The 15,978-nt window shown below is 42.9% G+C and carries 12 protein-coding genes; 3 read left to right on the plus strand and 9 right to left on the minus strand.

Going from position 1 to position 15,978, the window contains the following annotated elements; genetic code table 11:
- Window positions 1-59: 59 nt before the first annotated feature.
- The 3 genes from IEZ33_RS01440 to IEZ33_RS01450 all read right to left on the minus strand — a co-directional run bounded on the left by IEZ33_RS01440 (window position 60) and on the right by IEZ33_RS01450 (window position 5,639).
- Window positions 60-1,109: a peptidase M42 gene (locus tag IEZ33_RS01440; protein ID WP_191601958.1), complete on the minus strand. Its 1,050-nt coding sequence runs from the start codon at window positions 1,107-1,109 to the stop codon at window positions 60-62.
- Window positions 1,110-1,411: 302 nt separating this feature from the next.
- The gene (locus tag IEZ33_RS01445; protein ID WP_191601959.1) at window positions 1,412-3,934 is read right to left on the minus strand and encodes a beta strand repeat-containing protein; all 2,523 of its coding nucleotides are present in this window, start codon (window positions 3,932-3,934) and stop codon (window positions 1,412-1,414) included.
- Window positions 3,935-4,556: 622 nt separating this feature from the next.
- Window positions 4,557-5,639, minus strand: coding sequence for an ABC transporter substrate-binding protein (locus IEZ33_RS01450; RefSeq protein WP_191601960.1), 1,083 nt, complete (start codon window positions 5,637-5,639; stop codon window positions 4,557-4,559).
- A gap of 230 nt (window positions 5,640-5,869) precedes the next feature.
- Here IEZ33_RS01450 and IEZ33_RS01455 point away from each other — a divergent pair, with 230 nt between their 5' ends.
- Entirely contained in the window at window positions 5,870-6,760 is an 891-nt protein-coding gene (locus IEZ33_RS01455) for an EamA family transporter (RefSeq protein WP_191601961.1), read from the plus strand.
- Between the two features lie 110 nt (window positions 6,761-6,870).
- Complete coding sequence (locus IEZ33_RS01460; protein WP_191601962.1) at window positions 6,871-7,332, plus strand: hypothetical protein; 462 nt, start codon at window positions 6,871-6,873, stop codon at window positions 7,330-7,332.
- A gap of 103 nt (window positions 7,333-7,435) precedes the next feature.
- Here IEZ33_RS01460 and IEZ33_RS01465 read toward each other — a convergent pair whose 3' ends face one another.
- The 6 genes from IEZ33_RS01465 to IEZ33_RS01490 form a co-directional block, all read right to left on the minus strand.
- A complete protein-coding gene (locus IEZ33_RS01465) occupies window positions 7,436-8,347 on the minus strand; it encodes a hydroxymethylglutaryl-CoA lyase (RefSeq protein ID WP_191601963.1) in 912 nt (303 codons plus the stop codon).
- Between the two features lie 2 nt (window positions 8,348-8,349).
- Window positions 8,350-10,350: an acetyl-CoA carboxylase biotin carboxylase subunit gene (locus IEZ33_RS01470; protein WP_191601964.1), complete on the minus strand. Its 2,001-nt coding sequence runs from the start codon at window positions 10,348-10,350 to the stop codon at window positions 8,350-8,352.
- A 1-nt stretch (window position 10,351) separates the two neighbouring features.
- A complete protein-coding gene (locus IEZ33_RS01475; RefSeq protein ID WP_191601965.1) occupies window positions 10,352-11,200 on the minus strand; it encodes an enoyl-CoA hydratase/isomerase family protein in 849 nt (282 codons plus the stop codon).
- A 15-nt stretch (window positions 11,201-11,215) separates the two neighbouring features.
- Window positions 11,216-12,838 (minus strand): carboxyl transferase domain-containing protein, encoded by a 1,623-nt coding sequence (locus IEZ33_RS01480; RefSeq protein WP_191601966.1) that lies wholly within the window; start codon window positions 12,836-12,838, stop codon window positions 11,216-11,218.
- Between the two features lie 109 nt (window positions 12,839-12,947).
- On the minus strand, window positions 12,948-14,114 hold the full coding sequence (locus IEZ33_RS01485) for an isovaleryl-CoA dehydrogenase (protein ID WP_191601967.1): 1,167 nt from the start codon (window positions 14,112-14,114) through the stop codon (window positions 12,948-12,950).
- 62 nt (window positions 14,115-14,176) lie between these two features.
- Complete coding sequence (locus IEZ33_RS01490) at window positions 14,177-14,611, minus strand: MerR family transcriptional regulator (RefSeq protein WP_191601968.1); 435 nt, start codon at window positions 14,609-14,611, stop codon at window positions 14,177-14,179.
- Between the two features lie 149 nt (window positions 14,612-14,760).
- Between IEZ33_RS01490 and IEZ33_RS01495 the strand changes: the two genes are divergently transcribed.
- Entirely contained in the window at window positions 14,761-15,960 is a 1,200-nt protein-coding gene (locus IEZ33_RS01495; protein ID WP_275672791.1) for an acetyl-CoA C-acyltransferase, read from the plus strand.
- The last annotated feature ends 18 nt before the right edge of the window (window positions 15,961-15,978 follow it).

Here is a 15,978-nt window from a genome sequence, read left to right on the forward strand (position 1 = left end):
AAAACAGAACGTCAAGTTGCTCTTCTTAAGATCGCGCTTGATGAAAGGCGTACCGTGCTTTAAATAGTAGAGACCATTTTGAGAATATCGAGGAAAGCCTCTACTGACTCTAATGAGGCCGACTCGTGCATGGTGTGATAGCCAATGGTAGGAATTTGTATTGTGGTACCGTCTACCAAGCCATTTGAAGACGCGATAATTCTGCCCAGCTCGGTGCTACCGAACGTACTCGGTGGCAAGCCTTGTTCTGCTCGTTTTGTGTTTAGGCTCTCTACATAGCGATTTTTAAATAAATAGCGGATGTTGTTTTTGATGCATAAAGCCTCAAGCTGCTTAGTGCTATCATGATTAAAGGTCGCGTTTGCATCCTTTTCTCTGAGCACTAAAAGCTGTTCATTTGCAGACTCTAAGTTAGGAAATGGGCTGGTATCAATGACGAAAAGCCGGTTTGTTGAACCTCCAAAACGACGAAACCATTCAAGTAAATAGCGCCAACTTTTCCCCGCTTCTTCTTGCGCAGTAAAGAAAGCGGTGCCTTTGAAACCATGATCGAATAAGTCAACCAAGGCGGCGGCCGAGATAACATTATCTAATTGCCCCTCTAAACGATTATTGCCGATAGTTAATTTGTCTTTAAAGGCAATTGGAGTGCCTGCAACAACACTTTCCAAACCCTCAATTTCAAAAATTAAGTTGTTACGAAACTCACAGACATAAGAACTTTTTATGGTGCCTTTGCCTCGATAAACACCTGACCAAGGCTCATACGCAAACACTTCTTCGTGGTTGTAACGTTCAGTCACTTTTGACATCAGCTCTTCTGATACCGAGTTGTTCAGTAGGTCTGTACGATTGGCTGAAACAAAGGCCGCGTATTGGAACTCGTTTGGCCCAGTACAAACGAGGCCATGTCGATCAATATGGGCTGAAAACATGGTGCTGAGTGGGTCACTTCCTTGGGCAACAAGTAAACCTTCATACCAGGTAACTTTCGCCCCTCGTTCCTCTAATTCTCTTTGTAATACACGAAAAAAGGAGTGTTCAGCACCAACAACACTGGGTTGTCGGATAAGCCGTTTTAGCAGGTCAATAAAATCGTCACTAGGCATGCAAAATGGTTCCAAAAGTAAAGATAGGTTAAGTGCTTCTTATACCTTGAATAATTGTACTTACATACTGTTTTTTTATTTTTAACAGAACTATTTTCATTTTACGTTAATAAAGATGTGGAGATTGTCTTAGCATTTTTAGGCACGTTTGATGCCCATGTTTGATGTAATAAGGTAGGTGTTATGTGTGTTGGCCTATCTATGCATTAATTAGACAAAACAGGTTAAGTCGACTTTTTCTATCAGTAATAACAAAATAACCTCTGAGAGGAATGGCTCCTCAGAGGTTATGTATTGTTTTTCTAGTAGGTATACTCAACAAAGTCAGAATTACTGAAGGATTGAACGCCCACTAAATCGGTTATATTATCAAATGTAACTACTTGGTCTCGATTAGTAGATGAGCTCCAGTCGTTGTCGTACCACAATTCAGCCTGACCAGACGTCGTATTATGAACCAGTACAAACGCGTCAACGGCGGCCCCAGTGTCTGTTGAAATTTGGTCTCCATTTAAAGAAGACTGTAATTCTATGATTTTTTGAGAGTCGGCGTTGCCTATATTCGTAATGCCAAGTCGGTTTTCAACATAGTCTGTAATAGACAATAGGGCACCACCCTGGGTGGCGGTTGTATTGCTAAAGTCAAATTGGTTAAGCCCTATCTTATCTGTTCCATTATTGAAGTCAGTGATTAAGTCTGCATTGTTATTGTACCCTGACAGCCTAAATTGATCGGCCCCACCATTTCCTGTTAGTGTATCGGCCCCACCTTGGCCATAGATAATATCAGAATGGCTACCACCTTTAATCACATCATCAGATAACGACCCGGCAATTCGTAAAACACCGGTAAAAGAACTTGCATCGATATTAGCCGCATTGGAAAACCCCGCTAGTTTTTGACCATTTGATATGTCTACCCCTGCTTTTGCCATCAAACTTAAATCATGTGTTCCAGTAATTGAAAATACCGATGTACTGTTATTTCCTATTGCATAACCGTTGTGGTTATTGTTTTGATTGGTTTCAATCACATTGGCTTGCAAACCGGTGCCGGTTGAATCGAGCGTTAATGAAGAAATATTAGAACGAACTTCAATGCCGTATCTTTCGTTATTATTGGACGTGGCTGTGAAAACGGTTTCCCCATTTGTTGCGGTAGAACTGATTAATTCAATGGTGGCCGTATTGCCAGCATTTTTACCTTCTACTCGCAGTGCATAACTTCCGCCAGATGATATGTCTGTTTCGAATGAGCTTCTGTCGCTACTTTCAATGTCAGAGAGTGTAAAGCCATTATTATTCCCTGTTCTTCCCGTAAACAAAAAGTGGTTAATACCAGAAAGATTCGCGGCATTAATATTTTCAGCGCCATCAACGCCTTCTAATGTTGAAAAACCGCTAATACGATTTACCGCGTCTGCATTTAAATTGTTAAAGCTAAATGTGGCAAGTGTGTTTTTACCAGTACCGCCATCCAGAGTTGCAGAGGTGTTTATGGTACTGTTTTTCAAAATAATCCGGTCATCCGCAACACTCCCCATGAAAATAAAATTGCTTTCTGTACTGTCACGCGCGTCAATATCAACACCACCACTTGTCATCGAAGAGGCGTAGACTGTACTTAGCCCAGTAAAGTCATTATGGATATCCATTACTAAAGACGCATCCCCTGAAATATTCAGTGTTGAGAGCGTTAATTTATCTAACCCTAATGTTATATATGACGCATTAGTTGTGCTTGAAATATGCGCTATCTCAAAGCTGTTGTCGTTTGAGCCGTCTGCATTGATCGCCCCAAATATGCTGAACTGTAACGTTGAGCCAGCCCCATTAAGCGCTAAAGAAAAGGCATCGGTAGTGCCTGAGCGGTCACCGCTAAAGTTAGCGAAAGTTAAACCTAGGGTATCTGTCATACCTATTTTTGTCGTGGAATCAAGATTGATGAGTTTAGTATGAGCGCCGGATACAGAACCTTGATCTACAATAAGAGATTCGCCAGTGACATTCGTGAAATCAAACTTAAATGAATCGACAGCTTGATTTTTTAAATAAAAATTCTCTACATTAGAGAGAGAAGGAGAAATAACATCTCCGCCATTTCCTGCATTTATTACGCTTGCTATACGCAGGCTTAATGTATCTACTCCATCTCCTCCATTGATTACATCTGAATTTGTTAGCGTGGTGGCATTCCCTGTAGGGTCGTAGACAGCTGAGTAGGAATCTACTTGATTTGTACCGACAAAATTGTCTGCCGCCGCCGTTAGAGAAATGTTTTTTACGGAATACTGCTCCACGAAAGCGGCCGCACTTTCAAGTGTTGTAGCGTTAGTTGTTGTTACACCTGACATCAATCCAATTAAAGTCGGTATATCGACAGGTGGATTAGTGGCGACATACGCTTTAGCGACTAAGGCTTTGTTGTTTAGTAACGTAGCAACCGGGACAAATGCTGGGTCTAAATTCTCTTGAGCGAGAAAATTGATGGCTTCATTAACAATGGCTCCGAAGCCAGCGCCATTACTTAAACTGGCCGTAAAAAAGGCTTTGGCTTGTGAGCCAGCGCTTAACGGGTTGTCATCAGATGTTAAGCCAAAGTTGTTCATTAATATGTCTACTTGACTATCAAGTGTGACTTTGCCTGCAAGGATAATCTCTTTAAATACGGTTGTGTTGGCGAGTGCGTTCGATAACGAGAGCATACTCTGACCACTATCAATAATATTTGCAAAGCTGGAAAGGTTATTCGCATCGATGCCAGCGTTAAAGAGTCCTATTATTGTTTTTAGTATCTCTGTTTCTTGTTGTGCTGTAATGGCCATGATGCGCTCTCCACGTTATATAATTTCAGATGAAAATATTATGTTTATTTCTCTTTTTGATTTTTAAACGGAAAAGAGAATATAAAAATGAATGGATCTTATTAAGTTTCCGCTTTTTTTACCTGATTTATTTACGACATTGTTTCTTTATATTAGATAAAACACTATACCTAAGATTAATGATTAGCAAGAATGAAGTATGAAAATTAAATAATGGCTCCCTCACTACATAAAATAACAAAAAACAGTATTTTAATTTTTAGAATGATTTTCTCTACTCAACTATTTAATTTAAATAATGATTTTAATGTTTACAAAAAAATACTTTTTTATACAGTAAATTAAACCGTGTTTTTTATGATCAATGAAATTTTTTATATGTGAGATTTTTAACGTTTTTATTTTTATAATAATTCTCTTGTCGGTTAAATAGAGTGCACGCTATCCCAGATAGCTAAACTGTTGATTATTTTAATAAATATAAAATAATCAACAGTTTAGCGGTTTATGTTTCTAATGTTTATCTGTGTCTTCAGGTTTTTCTGTGTATAGACCGCACTTACTGATGTTTTATAAATAATGAAATACAGCAATCTCCAAGAATAGTGTTAATCCTCACATGTCATAGTTTTAGCGTAAAGACGCCTTCAGGGGTTACAGGAAGGTATTTTTTGTAAAAATCCAAATACGCTTGTTCCGGTTGTAAATCTGAAAAGAGCTCTGGATACATGGCTTTGGCATAAAATTCAATCATGGCGCTGTCTAATATGGTACGGCAGGCCCCATGGTAAGCGCCATATAAACGATTGTGCTTAACAGCAGAAATTGAAGACCAGCCTAAGCGCTCCTTATAGCCCACCAGACGCTTATGGGCGTCATCTGTATTAACTCCCTGACCCATAATCATGGCGTCACTTCCTTGTCCTGTTTCATAACCTGTAATTACAATAACATCTGGATTAGAGGCGATAACTTGTTCTGGGTTGAGTTTCCCCCACCATTCAATAAAAGGCGCAGAAATATTATCCCCTCCACTCATCGTTGCAATTGCGCCCCACATATTTTTACCGAAGGTAAAACCAAGTTCTTGCACTCCTGACGCACCGAACTCAGTATAAATTTTAGGTTTTGGAAGTTTTGCATCGAACAGCCTCTGGCTAATACTCTCAACGGTTTCTTTGTATTCAGCGGCAATTGTTAAGGCTCTTTTCTCTTGTCCTGTGATTATTCCAATCAGCTCTGTGCTTCTAATATGCCTTTCTAACGTTTGGGCATTATAATCGACTACAACCACAGGAATACCGGCGTCTTCAATTTTTTTGATATCATCACCGAGACCTTTAAATTGCCAATCGGCCAAAAGTAAAAGGTCAGGATTTAAGCCGATTACTTTTTCGACTGAAAAGGTTCTTGTATCAACACGTCCAATACCTGGTATGTCATTTAATGAAGGCCGGTGATTTACATACATGTCCCAGTTGGCTTGACGTGCTTGCCAAATGTATTTCGACATACCGACGACTTTGTCGTAGGCCGCTTCAGTCCCAATTGCCATGTAATCTTCTGGGTAAAAGCCGACAATCACTCGTTGAGCTGGTGCGTTAAATGTCACATCTCGATTCAAAACGTCTTTTACTGTAATGGGAGTCGCCCAACTTACATTCATTAAAAAGGTGAATATAAGCATTATGAAAAACTTAACCATATCAATACCTAATATTAAAAATTAATTTTACATGATAATGATTATCATAATTAAATGAAAGTCATTTATTTTCCCATTGATACTCTTTCATTTACGCGCGTTTTGTTTGATGGGGATTCGTTTAGATACCCTATTATTTATCTGTATCCTCAGTATTTCTCCTTCTGTATGTAGGCAGGGGGATGTAAACATCGTAGAGTGGCGGATCCATCTACAAGGAACGATACGTTATGACACCAAAAGATATGTTGCTTGCTCTGGCCATTATTTTCGCTTGGGGGTTTAATTTTGTCGTTATTAAGTGGGGACTAGACGAATTGACCCCAATGATGCTTGGAGGGCTGCGTTTTTTAATCATTGCGGTTGTTGGCTCCTTCTTTTTTTCACGTCCAAAAACGCCTTTGAAGTGGGTGGCTGGTTATGCATTGACACTTAGTTTTGGCCAGTTTGCTTTTTTGTTTACCGCTATGGAATTTGGCATGCCTGCAGGTATGGCCTCATTAGTCCTTCAGTCTCAAGCGATCTTCACCTTGTTTTTCGCCGCTTTATTCTTAAAAGAATACATTCGACCTTACCAGTTGTTGGCCATTGGTATTGCCGCTAGTGGTTTGGCTGTTATTGGTGTCAATGGAGAAGATACCACCATGACTATTTTAGGCTTTGCACTAACATTGGCCGCGGCATCAACTTGGGCACTGGCGAATATTGCAACGAAAATCATTATCAGAAAAGGTTACGATGCCAATGTTAATTTGATTGTCTGGAGTTGCTGGATTCCACCGATCCCCTTCTTTATTTGTGCTTATTTTGTCGATGGCAGCGAGGTGATGTGGTCAAACATAATTCATATTGGATGGAAGACTATGGCCACGCTCGTTTATCTATCGCTTATTGCAACCATCGGTGGCTATGGTTTATGGAGCTATTTAATGTCCCGCTACTCAGCTGGAACTGTGGCTCCGTTAACGCTAGGCGTACCTGCTGTAGGACTTACGACATCTGCTTTTATTTTGAATGAACAAATTAGCCAAGCTCAATGGACTGGTATCATGCTCGTTCTGGTGGGCCTAATTATGAATACTTTAGGTGGGCGCTGGTTACTGAATAAAAAATCGTCATAGCCTAGGCTTTTAATTTTATGTGTTGGTGCATTAGGTTTAGTTAACGGGTTTGAACCCATGTATTATATTGTTAAATCAGTTAACGCATAAAGAAAGTAAAGAAGGTTGAATTGAACGACATTACCGTTTCTATCTATCCCGATAAACGACGAAAACAGCAAGCCTTGGCTATTTGGTTTGCTTGTATTTTAATCGTTACATTCGGCGTTTATCTCACCAGCATCCAGTTTTACAATATTGAATGGTTAACTCGCAGTGGTTGTGTTGTTGTACTTTTTGGGATTTGGTCTGGTATGAAAGGGATAATAGAAGAGCGTGTGATTGCAGGCCGTATTGACGTCCAACGTCGTATCGCTTTGTCACGAGCAAAACGAAAATCACGTAAAATTAAGGCTCCCAAAGAGTACGTTGAAAAAGAAATCGCCTCTATAGAGTTGGCTTATGAACGAAAAATAGATGAATTAAGAGATACCGTGAGATTGCACTTAGGTATGGTTGAGGTTTCGTTATTAATGACGGGGACCTTTATTTGGGGCTTTGGCGATTTACTTTTTAAGGTAGTCGCTTTTTAACGCATTGGTATGGGCGAAAAATATCAACAAACGTTTTTTAATGAAGTATAAGAAACGAACTGCATAAGAATTTCTCTTTCTGCAGCAGTTCAAGTATAGGCGCTTATCGACCTTTTGCTAAGGCGACTTTTGAATGGTTTTGACGTTTAAGCTGGTCGCTTATCCAATAGCCAGTGGCAATCATTTCCTCTAGGTTAATGCCTGTTTCTATGTTGAGACCTTGAAGTAGATAAAGTACGTCTTCAGAGGCGACGTTACCTGATGCGCCTTTAGCGTAGGGACAGCCACCAAGGCCTGCGACTGATGCGTCGATAATGCCAATTCCTTCTTCAAGAACGGCATACAAGTTTGCGATAGCCTGACCATAAGTATCGTGAAAATGCGCGGCCAGTTTATTCATCGGAATATCTTGTGATACGGCTTCTAGCATGCGTTTCGCATTGGTAGGAGTACCTGTACCTATCGTATCCCCTAAGGAGATTTCATAGCATCCCATCTCATACAATTGTTTGGCAACACGTGCTACGGCATTAGGTGATACGTGACCTTGATATGGGCAGCCTAATACAGTAGAAACATAACCTCTCACTGGAATATTGTGTGCCTGTGCTAATTCAATAACAGGCACAAAACGTGAGAGGCTTTCTTCGATTGAGCAATTGATGTTTTTTTGGGTGAATGCCTCAGAGGCGGCGCTAAAGACGGCAATCTCACTTGCATTTGATGCAATGGCATTTTCAGCACCTTTTAAATTAGGCGTGAGTGCAGAGTAAATAATACCATCGCGACGTTGAATACCTTGCATGACCTCACTCGCATCAGCCATTTGTGGAACCCATTTGGGAGACACGAAACTGGCGGCTTCTATATGTGAAAGACCGGTACGGCTAAGACGCTCAATTAATTCGAGTTTTATTGCCGTAGGAACGACGTCATTAACCGTTTCACAGGATTCATTTTGCAATCCATCGCGAGGACTCATCTCAACGAGTTTTACATGAGTTGGGAAAGCCATGACTAAGAAGCCTCTTCATCTAATTGTAAGGAAAGCAGCTCGGCACCATCGCTTACGAGTTCTCCCGCTGTGAAAAAAATCGCTTCCACTATGCCGTCTTTAGGTGCTTTGATCGCATGTTCCATTTTCATGGCTTCGACTATCACTAAGGTTTGCCCCTGTGTTACCGCTTGGCCTTCTTTCACTAGGATATCAACAACCGAACCGTTCATCGGCGCTTTTAAGCTTCCCGCTGACGCGGTTTCTCCTTGTTCAAAAGTTGTGACAGTAAGGGCACAGTGAACAGTTTGACCGCCATAGAAAAGAGCTAATTGGTTACCCTTTTTTGAAGCATGTACTTGGTATTTTTGTCCATTAATAAACGCAACCAATTGATCGTCCCTGAATTGGGTATCCACTTCATAATGCTGTCCTTGTAATGAAAAAAGATAGTTTCCGTCGTCTAATGAGGCCGCATGAGTCGTTACTTCGATTTCAGATTCTTCTGCTGCGATTGATACTTTCATGCGGTTGCTTAAGACACTGTTTAAGCGCCAATTATGCAATGATACAAAAGGGGACGTATTGACTGAGAGCGTGTCGATTATTCGATCTTGCAAAAAGAAGCAGGAGGCCAGTATTAGAGCGGCTGTTTTATCTAATGATGGCGTGGGTGTTAAATTGTGTTGATGTTTCTCTATGAAGTTAGTCGTGAGGTCGGCGGCTCGAAATGCGTCTGAATCTGATAAGGTATGTAGAAAACCAATGTTAGTGGTTACTCCGTCTATGCGGTATGAGGCCAATGCATGTACCATGCGTTCGATAGCTTGTTCACGATTTTCATCCCACACGATCAATTTTGCTATCATTGGATCATAGTGAATGCTTACTTCGTCACCTTCAACAACGCCTGTGTCGACACGAATGTATTGGCTGTTAACGGGTGTTTTTAAATAATGAAGCGTACCCGTTGCTGGTAAAAAGTCATTATTAGGGTCTTCCGCGTAGATTCTTGCCTCTATTGCATGGCCATGTAATCTAATTTGATTTTGTTGTAATGGCAGAGCTTGTCCATGGGCAATACGTAATTGCCATTCAACTAAATCCTGTCCGGTAATCATTTCTGTGACGGGATGCTCAACTTGCAAACGCGTATTCATTTCCATAAAGAAAAAAGAACCGTCTACATCATAGAGAAACTCAACGGTACCGGCGCCGACATAGTCTATGGCTTGTGCGGCTTTTACTGCCGCTTCTCCCATGGATTTACGCGTCTCCTGTGATAGATTTGGAGCAGGCGCTTCTTCAAGTACCTTCTGATGCCGACGCTGGATAGAACAGTCGCGTTCAGAAAGGTAAACGCCATGGCCATGAGCATCACAAAATACTTGAATTTCTACATGTCGAGGCTGAGTAAGATAGCGCTCAATCAACATATCAGAATTGCCAAAGGCGTTTTGAGCCTCACGTTTGGCCGCCGATAGGGCGTCATCAAATGCCGCCATATTTTCTACTACACGCATGCCTTTTCCGCCACCGCCAGCGACGGCTTTTAGCAACAGAGGGAAGCCGCATTTTTGCGCTTCATCGCGAAGTATTTTGGGATCTTGATTGTCACCATGATACCCTGGAACCAATGGCACACCCGCTTCTTCCATAATGGATTTGGCTGCGGATTTTGATCCCATGGCTGCGATGGCTTTTGCTGGTGGTCCGATAAATACAACTGTGTTTTGTGTGCATTTTTCTGCGAACGTTGTATTTTCAGACAAGAACCCATAACCAGGGTGAATAGCTTGAGCACCACTTTTTAACGCAATATCGAGTATTTTATCTTGGCATAAATAACTTTCTGAACTGGCGGCTGGGCCGAGTAAATAAGCTTCGTCGGCCAGTGAAACATGACGCGCATGACGATCGGCTTCAGAATACACTGCAACGCAACGAATGCCCATTTTCTGAGCCGTCGTAATCACTCGACAAGCAATCTCACCGCGATTGGCTATCAGTATTTTTTGAAACATGTTATTTCTCCTCAGAAACCCAAGTTGGACGGCGTTTGTTCAAAAAGGCGCTGAGTCCTTCTTGCCCTTCGTTACTGACACGAATATCGGCGATACCGTTTACTGTGTGCTGAATGAGCTCAGAAGAAAGGTCTTTATGGCTAACATCGGCGATCAGTTTTTTGGCTGCTGTAACGGCTTTAGGGCTATTTTGCGTAAGCTGTTTGATCATGGCATCGGCGGCGTTTGTTAACGCCTCATAGGAACTTAATAGTTGATGAACGAGCCCTATTTGTAACGCCTCTGGAGCGCTAATCACTTCTGCTGTTAGAAAAAACCGCCTGGCCTGACGTTCTCCAATCGCGCGAATGACGTATGGACTAATGGTGGCAGGGGTGAGCCCTATTTTGACTTCACTGAGGCAAAATCGAGCATTATCTTGTGCTAATACAATATCGCAACACGCGGCTAATCCAACAGCACCGCCGTAAGTAGCGCCTTGTATTAAGGCTATGGTAGGGTGTTGGAAGTCGTTGAGTGTTTGCATTAATTTGGCGAGGTTGGCGGCATCTTGAACATTGTCTGCATGACTGTTTTGCGCCATGCGCTTCATCCAGTTAAGGTCTGCTCCTGCTGAGAAATGTTTGCCATTCGACTTTAGTACCAGAACTCGAGTGCTTTCATTGTTCTCGGCGGCTTTGAGCTTCTCAATCAACAATTGAATGATGCTATCATCAAAGGCGTTGTGTTTTTCTGGACGGTTTAGAGTCAGTTCAGCCACTCCGGCCTGAGAATAGCGTAGCGTTACTCGCCCATCAACATCTTCTATAGAGTGGTTAAGAGTCAGTGGCTGTTCGGTCTTGGTAGTCATTATGTTGGTCTCCTACTACATACGGAACACGCCAAAGCGCGTCTCGGTTTGTGGACGGTTTTGTGTCGCGGCAAGGCTAAGTGCAATAATGCTTCGGGTTTGAGCAGGATCAATGACCCCATCGTCCCAAAGACGACCACTGGCATAGTAAGGATGTCCTTGATGTTCATAGGTGTCGATAATAGGCTGTTTAAACGTCACTTCATCTGAATGGCTCCATTCTTTACCTTCTCTTGCTAGCTTGTCACGGCGGACGGTGGCCATGACTCCAGCGGCTTGTTCTCCCCCCATCACAGAGATGCGTGCGTTTGGCCACATCCACAGAAAATCTGGATTGTAAGCGCGACCGCACATGCCGTAATTACCAGCACCAAAACTGCCACCAATTAATACGGTGATTTTAGGAACATTGGCACAAGCGACGGCCATCACCATTTTGGCTCCATGTTTTGCAATGCCTTCTGATTCGTATTTTTTACCTACCATGAAGCCAGTAATATTTTGTAGAAACAGCAACGGAATGTTTCTTTGGCAGCAAAGCTCGATAAAGTGCGCCCCTTTTTGTGCGGACTCACCAAAGAGAATGCCATTATTAGCAATGATACCTACTGGCATTCCATGAATATGAGCAAAGCCTGTTACTAAGGTCATGCCATACAATTGTTTAAATTCGTCAAACTCAGAGAGATCGACAATTCGAGCGATCACTTCGCGAACATCAAAGGACTTTCGTAAGTCGGTACCCACAATGCCGTATAATTCTTTAATATCAAATTTAGGCGCTGCAGGCTCTTGGCTTGTGATGTTCAAGGCTTGTGTTGAGTGAGTGTTTTTATAATTAAGATTAGCAATGCAACGACGCGCAATTTGCAACGCGTGTTCGTCGTTTTCGGCATAATGATCCGCTACGCCGGAAGTACGGCAATGGACATCCGCTCCGCCTAACTCTTCGGCCGTGACCACTTCGCCGGTTGCGGCTTTGACTAAAGGTGGGCCGGCTAAAAAGATGGTACCTTGATCTCGTACAATAATGGATTCATCGGCCATGGCAGGGACATAGGCACCCCCTGCGGTACACAGTCCCATAACGACGGCTATCTGAGGGATGCCCTTGGCGGACATACGTGCTTGATTATAAAAAATACGGCCGAAATGGTCTCGATCAGGGAACACATCATCTTGTTGTGGTAGGTTGGCGCCACCGGAATCCACTAAATAAATACAAGGCAGATGGTTCTGCTCTGCAATTTCTTGAGCGCGTAAATGCTTTTTCACCGTAAGTGGGTAATAGGTACCGCCTTTAACCGTTGCGTCATTGGCGACGATCATGCACTCCACACCGTTTACACGACCCACTCCGGCGACCACTCCGGCGGCAGGAATCACATCATCATATACTTGGTAAGCGGCGAGTTGGCCTATTTCTAGGAAGGCACTGCCTGCATCAAGTAGAGAGTTGATACGGTCTCGAGGTAATAATTTTCCTCGGGCTAAATGACGTTCTTGATAAGAGGGGCCACCGCCTTGAAGAATGATGTCTATTTTTGCTTGCAAGTCGGCAACGATTTTAGACATGCTTTCTGCATTAGATATAAACTCGGCGGAACGAACCTGTATCTTGCTTTGTAAAATGGGCATTGTCGTGCTCCTGATGCGAGATCAACATAATGTTGGCCATACGTCATTGAGATCTTATGGATATCAATGACGCGTTTAATAAGCGTATCGTTCTGTTTTAGTAAATTAATTAGTTATCTAAAAACAGTTCTCGACCGATTAACATACGGCGAATTTCTGAGGTGCCTGCGCCAATTTCGTAAAGTTTGGCATCACGTAGTAAACGACCTGTAGGGTATTCGTTAATGTAGCCGTTGCCGCCTAAAAGTTGAATGGCATCCAACGCCAGTTGGGTCGCCATTTCGGCTGAATACAAGATGGCACCCGCAGCGTCTTTACGTGTAGTATCACCTCGATCAGCGGCCATCGCTACCATATAGACATAAGACTTTGCGGCATTCATACGGGTGTACATGTCCGCTAATTTACCTTGAACTAATTCAAACTCTCCAATGGCTTTACCGAACTGTTTACGGTCGCGGATATACGGAACCACAACATCCATGGCGGCTTGCATGATGCCAAGAGGGCCACCAGACAGAACCAAACGCTCGAAGTCTAATCCACTCATTAGGACGCTAACTCCGCCGTTTAATTGCCCTAGAATGTTTTCTTTTGGAACCTGGCAATCTTGGAATACCAGCTCACAGGTATTGGAGCCACGCATGCCTAGTTTGTCGAGTTTTTGAGCTTGAGTGAAACCTTCTGTGTTTCGTTCAACGATAAAAGCGGTGATGCCTTTCGAGCCTGCTTGGAGATCTGTTTTTGCGTAGATTACATAAACATTGGCGTCAGGACCGTTGGTGATCCACATCTTATTGCCATTGAGAACATAGTGATCACCAGCGTCACGAGCATGTAACTTCATTGATACTACATCGGAGCCGGCATTTGGCTCAGACATGGCTAAGGCGCCGATATGTTCACCTGAGACTAACTTGGGAAGGTATTTTTCTTTTTGCTCTTGGGTACCATTTTTATGAATTTGGTTTACACATAAATTGGAGTGAGCACCATAAGAAAGGGCAACGGATGCGGACGCTCGACTGAGCTCTTCCATGGCAATCACATGCGCCAGGTAACCCATATTCGCGCCGCCAAACTCTTCTTTAACGGTAATGCCTAATAGACCCATATCACCCATTTTTTTCCATAGGTCATTGGGAAAAAGGTTGTCTTGATCTATTTTTTCGGCACGAGGCGCAATTTCAGCGGCCGCAAAACCATTGATGTGACTGCGCAACATGTCGACCGTTTCGCCAAGGCCAAAGTTGAGTTCAGAGTAGTGTGAGATCATGTTATTTACCTATTCTTATTCTTGTTTCAGGTTGTACGCTGAGATCAATGTGTCCTGTATTTTTACAGGGCCTTGATTGATGTTTCGGCATGCTCTTGAGTTTGTTTGGTGTACAGTTCATCGAGTGCAGATTGGCATCGTTGTTCGGCATTTTCGATTTCAATTTGTGTCATTTTGAGATCTTCAAGCTGCTGTTCTAGCTGTGCTTTTTTAGACTTTAAGTTGTCCAGCATTTTCAACAGTTGGCGTTCACTCCCCTTGGGCGTTTCATCCCAAAGGTCAAAGAGTTCTCTGGATTCCGCTAAAGAAAACCCCAAACGTTTGCCGCGCAAAATTAATTTTAAGCGCACTCTATCCTGAGGGTGATAAATGCGTGTTTGACCTTTTCTTTCTGGATGCAGTAATCCTTGATCTTCGTAGAAGCGGATACTTCGAGTGGTAATGTCGAATTCGGCTGACAAATCACTGATGCTAAATGTGGGTTTACTGTTTGACATAGTCATACTCAATTTGAATTTTTTTTGTCTAATCTCTTGCTAATAGACTAATCAAGGTTTACGTTTACGTAAAGGTAATTATGAAAAAATAATGCATTTTATTTGCATAACGCATCCAAGCGGAAAAATAACAACAAGAGGGTTTCAAAGTGACCAATAAAAAGGATGTAACAATCGACTCAATTGTCATTGTTGGTGCAGCGCGTACACCAATGGGTGGCTTACAAGGTGATTTAAGTTCTGTGCCGTCACCTGAATTAGGGGCGGTAGCCATTAAAGCGGCACTTGAGCGTTCTCATTTATCGTCGGAGCAAATTGACGAAGTCATTATGGGTTGTGTTTTATCGGCTGGATTAGGTCAAGCGCCAGCGCGTCAAGCCTCTTTAAAAGCAGGGTTGCCATTAAGCACCGGTTGTACCACTGTGAATAAAATGTGTGGTTCAGGCATGAAAGCCGTCATGATGGCGCACGATCAAATTCTTGCCGGATCGGCTTCCATTATGGTTGCGGGTGGCATGGAAAACATGAGTATGTCGCCTTATTTACTGCCGAAAGTTCGTGAAGGATTACGTATGGGACATGGGAAGGTATTGGACCATATGTTTCTAGATGGTCTTGAGGACGCTTATGAAGGAGGCCTAATGGGGGCATTTGCTCAAGCGACCGCAGATGACCATCAGGTGACCCGCGAAGCAATGGATGAGTTTGCGATTCAGTCGCTAAAAAAAGCCAATGCCGCCATCGAAAACGGTTCGTTTGAAAACGAAATTGCCGCCGTGACGGTTCGAGGTCGCAAAGGCGATGTGCTGATCGATATGGATGAGCAGCCAGGCAAAGCAAAACCAGAAAAAATCCCACATTTACGTCCTGCCTTTGCAAAAGACGGTACCGTAACGGCCGCTAATGCCAGCTCTATTTCGGATGGCGCGTCGGCTCTGATTTTAATGAAGGAAAGTGAAGCGATTGAAAAAGGCGTGCCAATATTAGCTCGTATTGTCGCCCATGCAACGCATGCGCAAAAGCCAGCCGAATTTACCATTGCTCCAATTGGTGCTATCGAAAAAGTATTAGCGAAATCCCATTGGGAAAAAGAATCCGTTGATCTATTTGAAATCAACGAAGCGTTTGCTGTGGTGACTTTGTTAGCGCAGCAACGTCTTGGTTTAGATATGAATAAAATAAATGTGCATGGTGGAGCCTGCGCCCTAGGCCATCCTATCGGTTCCAGCGGCTCGCGTGTGCTTGTCAGTTTATTGTACGCGTTGAAACAAGGTAATTTGCGTCGCGGTATCGCATCTTTGTGTATCGGCGGTGGTGAAGCAACGGCTGTAGCCATTGAAATGCTGTGAAAATTTTCGGATAGCTGC

This window comes from Marinomonas algicola, from assembly GCF_014805825.1.
GTDB classification, from domain to species: domain Bacteria; phylum Pseudomonadota; class Gammaproteobacteria; order Pseudomonadales; family Marinomonadaceae; genus Marinomonas; species Marinomonas algicola.

Bases quoted from the DNA above. Each gene is read 5' to 3' on its own strand.
- IEZ33_RS01440 (WP_191601958.1), bottom strand. From the start codon at position 1,109: ATGCCTAGTGACGATTTTATTGACCTGCTAAAACGGCTTATCCGACAA.
- IEZ33_RS01445 (WP_191601959.1), bottom strand. From the start codon at position 3,934: ATGGCCATTACAGCACAACAAGAAACAGAGATACTAAAAACAATAATA.
- IEZ33_RS01450 (WP_191601960.1), bottom strand. From the start codon at position 5,639: ATGGTTAAGTTTTTCATAATGCTTATATTCACCTTTTTAATGAATGTA.
- IEZ33_RS01455 (WP_191601961.1), top strand. From the start codon at position 5,870: ATGACACCAAAAGATATGTTGCTTGCTCTGGCCATTATTTTCGCTTGG.
- IEZ33_RS01465 (WP_191601963.1), bottom strand. From the start codon at position 8,347: ATGGCTTTCCCAACTCATGTAAAACTCGTTGAGATGAGTCCTCGCGAT.
- IEZ33_RS01470 (WP_191601964.1), bottom strand. From the start codon at position 10,350: ATGTTTCAAAAAATACTGATAGCCAATCGCGGTGAGATTGCTTGTCGA.
- IEZ33_RS01475 (WP_191601965.1), bottom strand. From the start codon at position 11,200: ATGACTACCAAGACCGAACAGCCACTGACTCTTAACCACTCTATAGAA.
- IEZ33_RS01480 (WP_191601966.1), bottom strand. From the start codon at position 12,838: ATGCCCATTTTACAAAGCAAGATACAGGTTCGTTCCGCCGAGTTTATA.
- IEZ33_RS01485 (WP_191601967.1), bottom strand. From the start codon at position 14,114: ATGATCTCACACTACTCTGAACTCAACTTTGGCCTTGGCGAAACGGTC.
- IEZ33_RS01490 (WP_191601968.1), bottom strand. From the start codon at position 14,611: ATGTCAAACAGTAAACCCACATTTAGCATCAGTGATTTGTCAGCCGAA.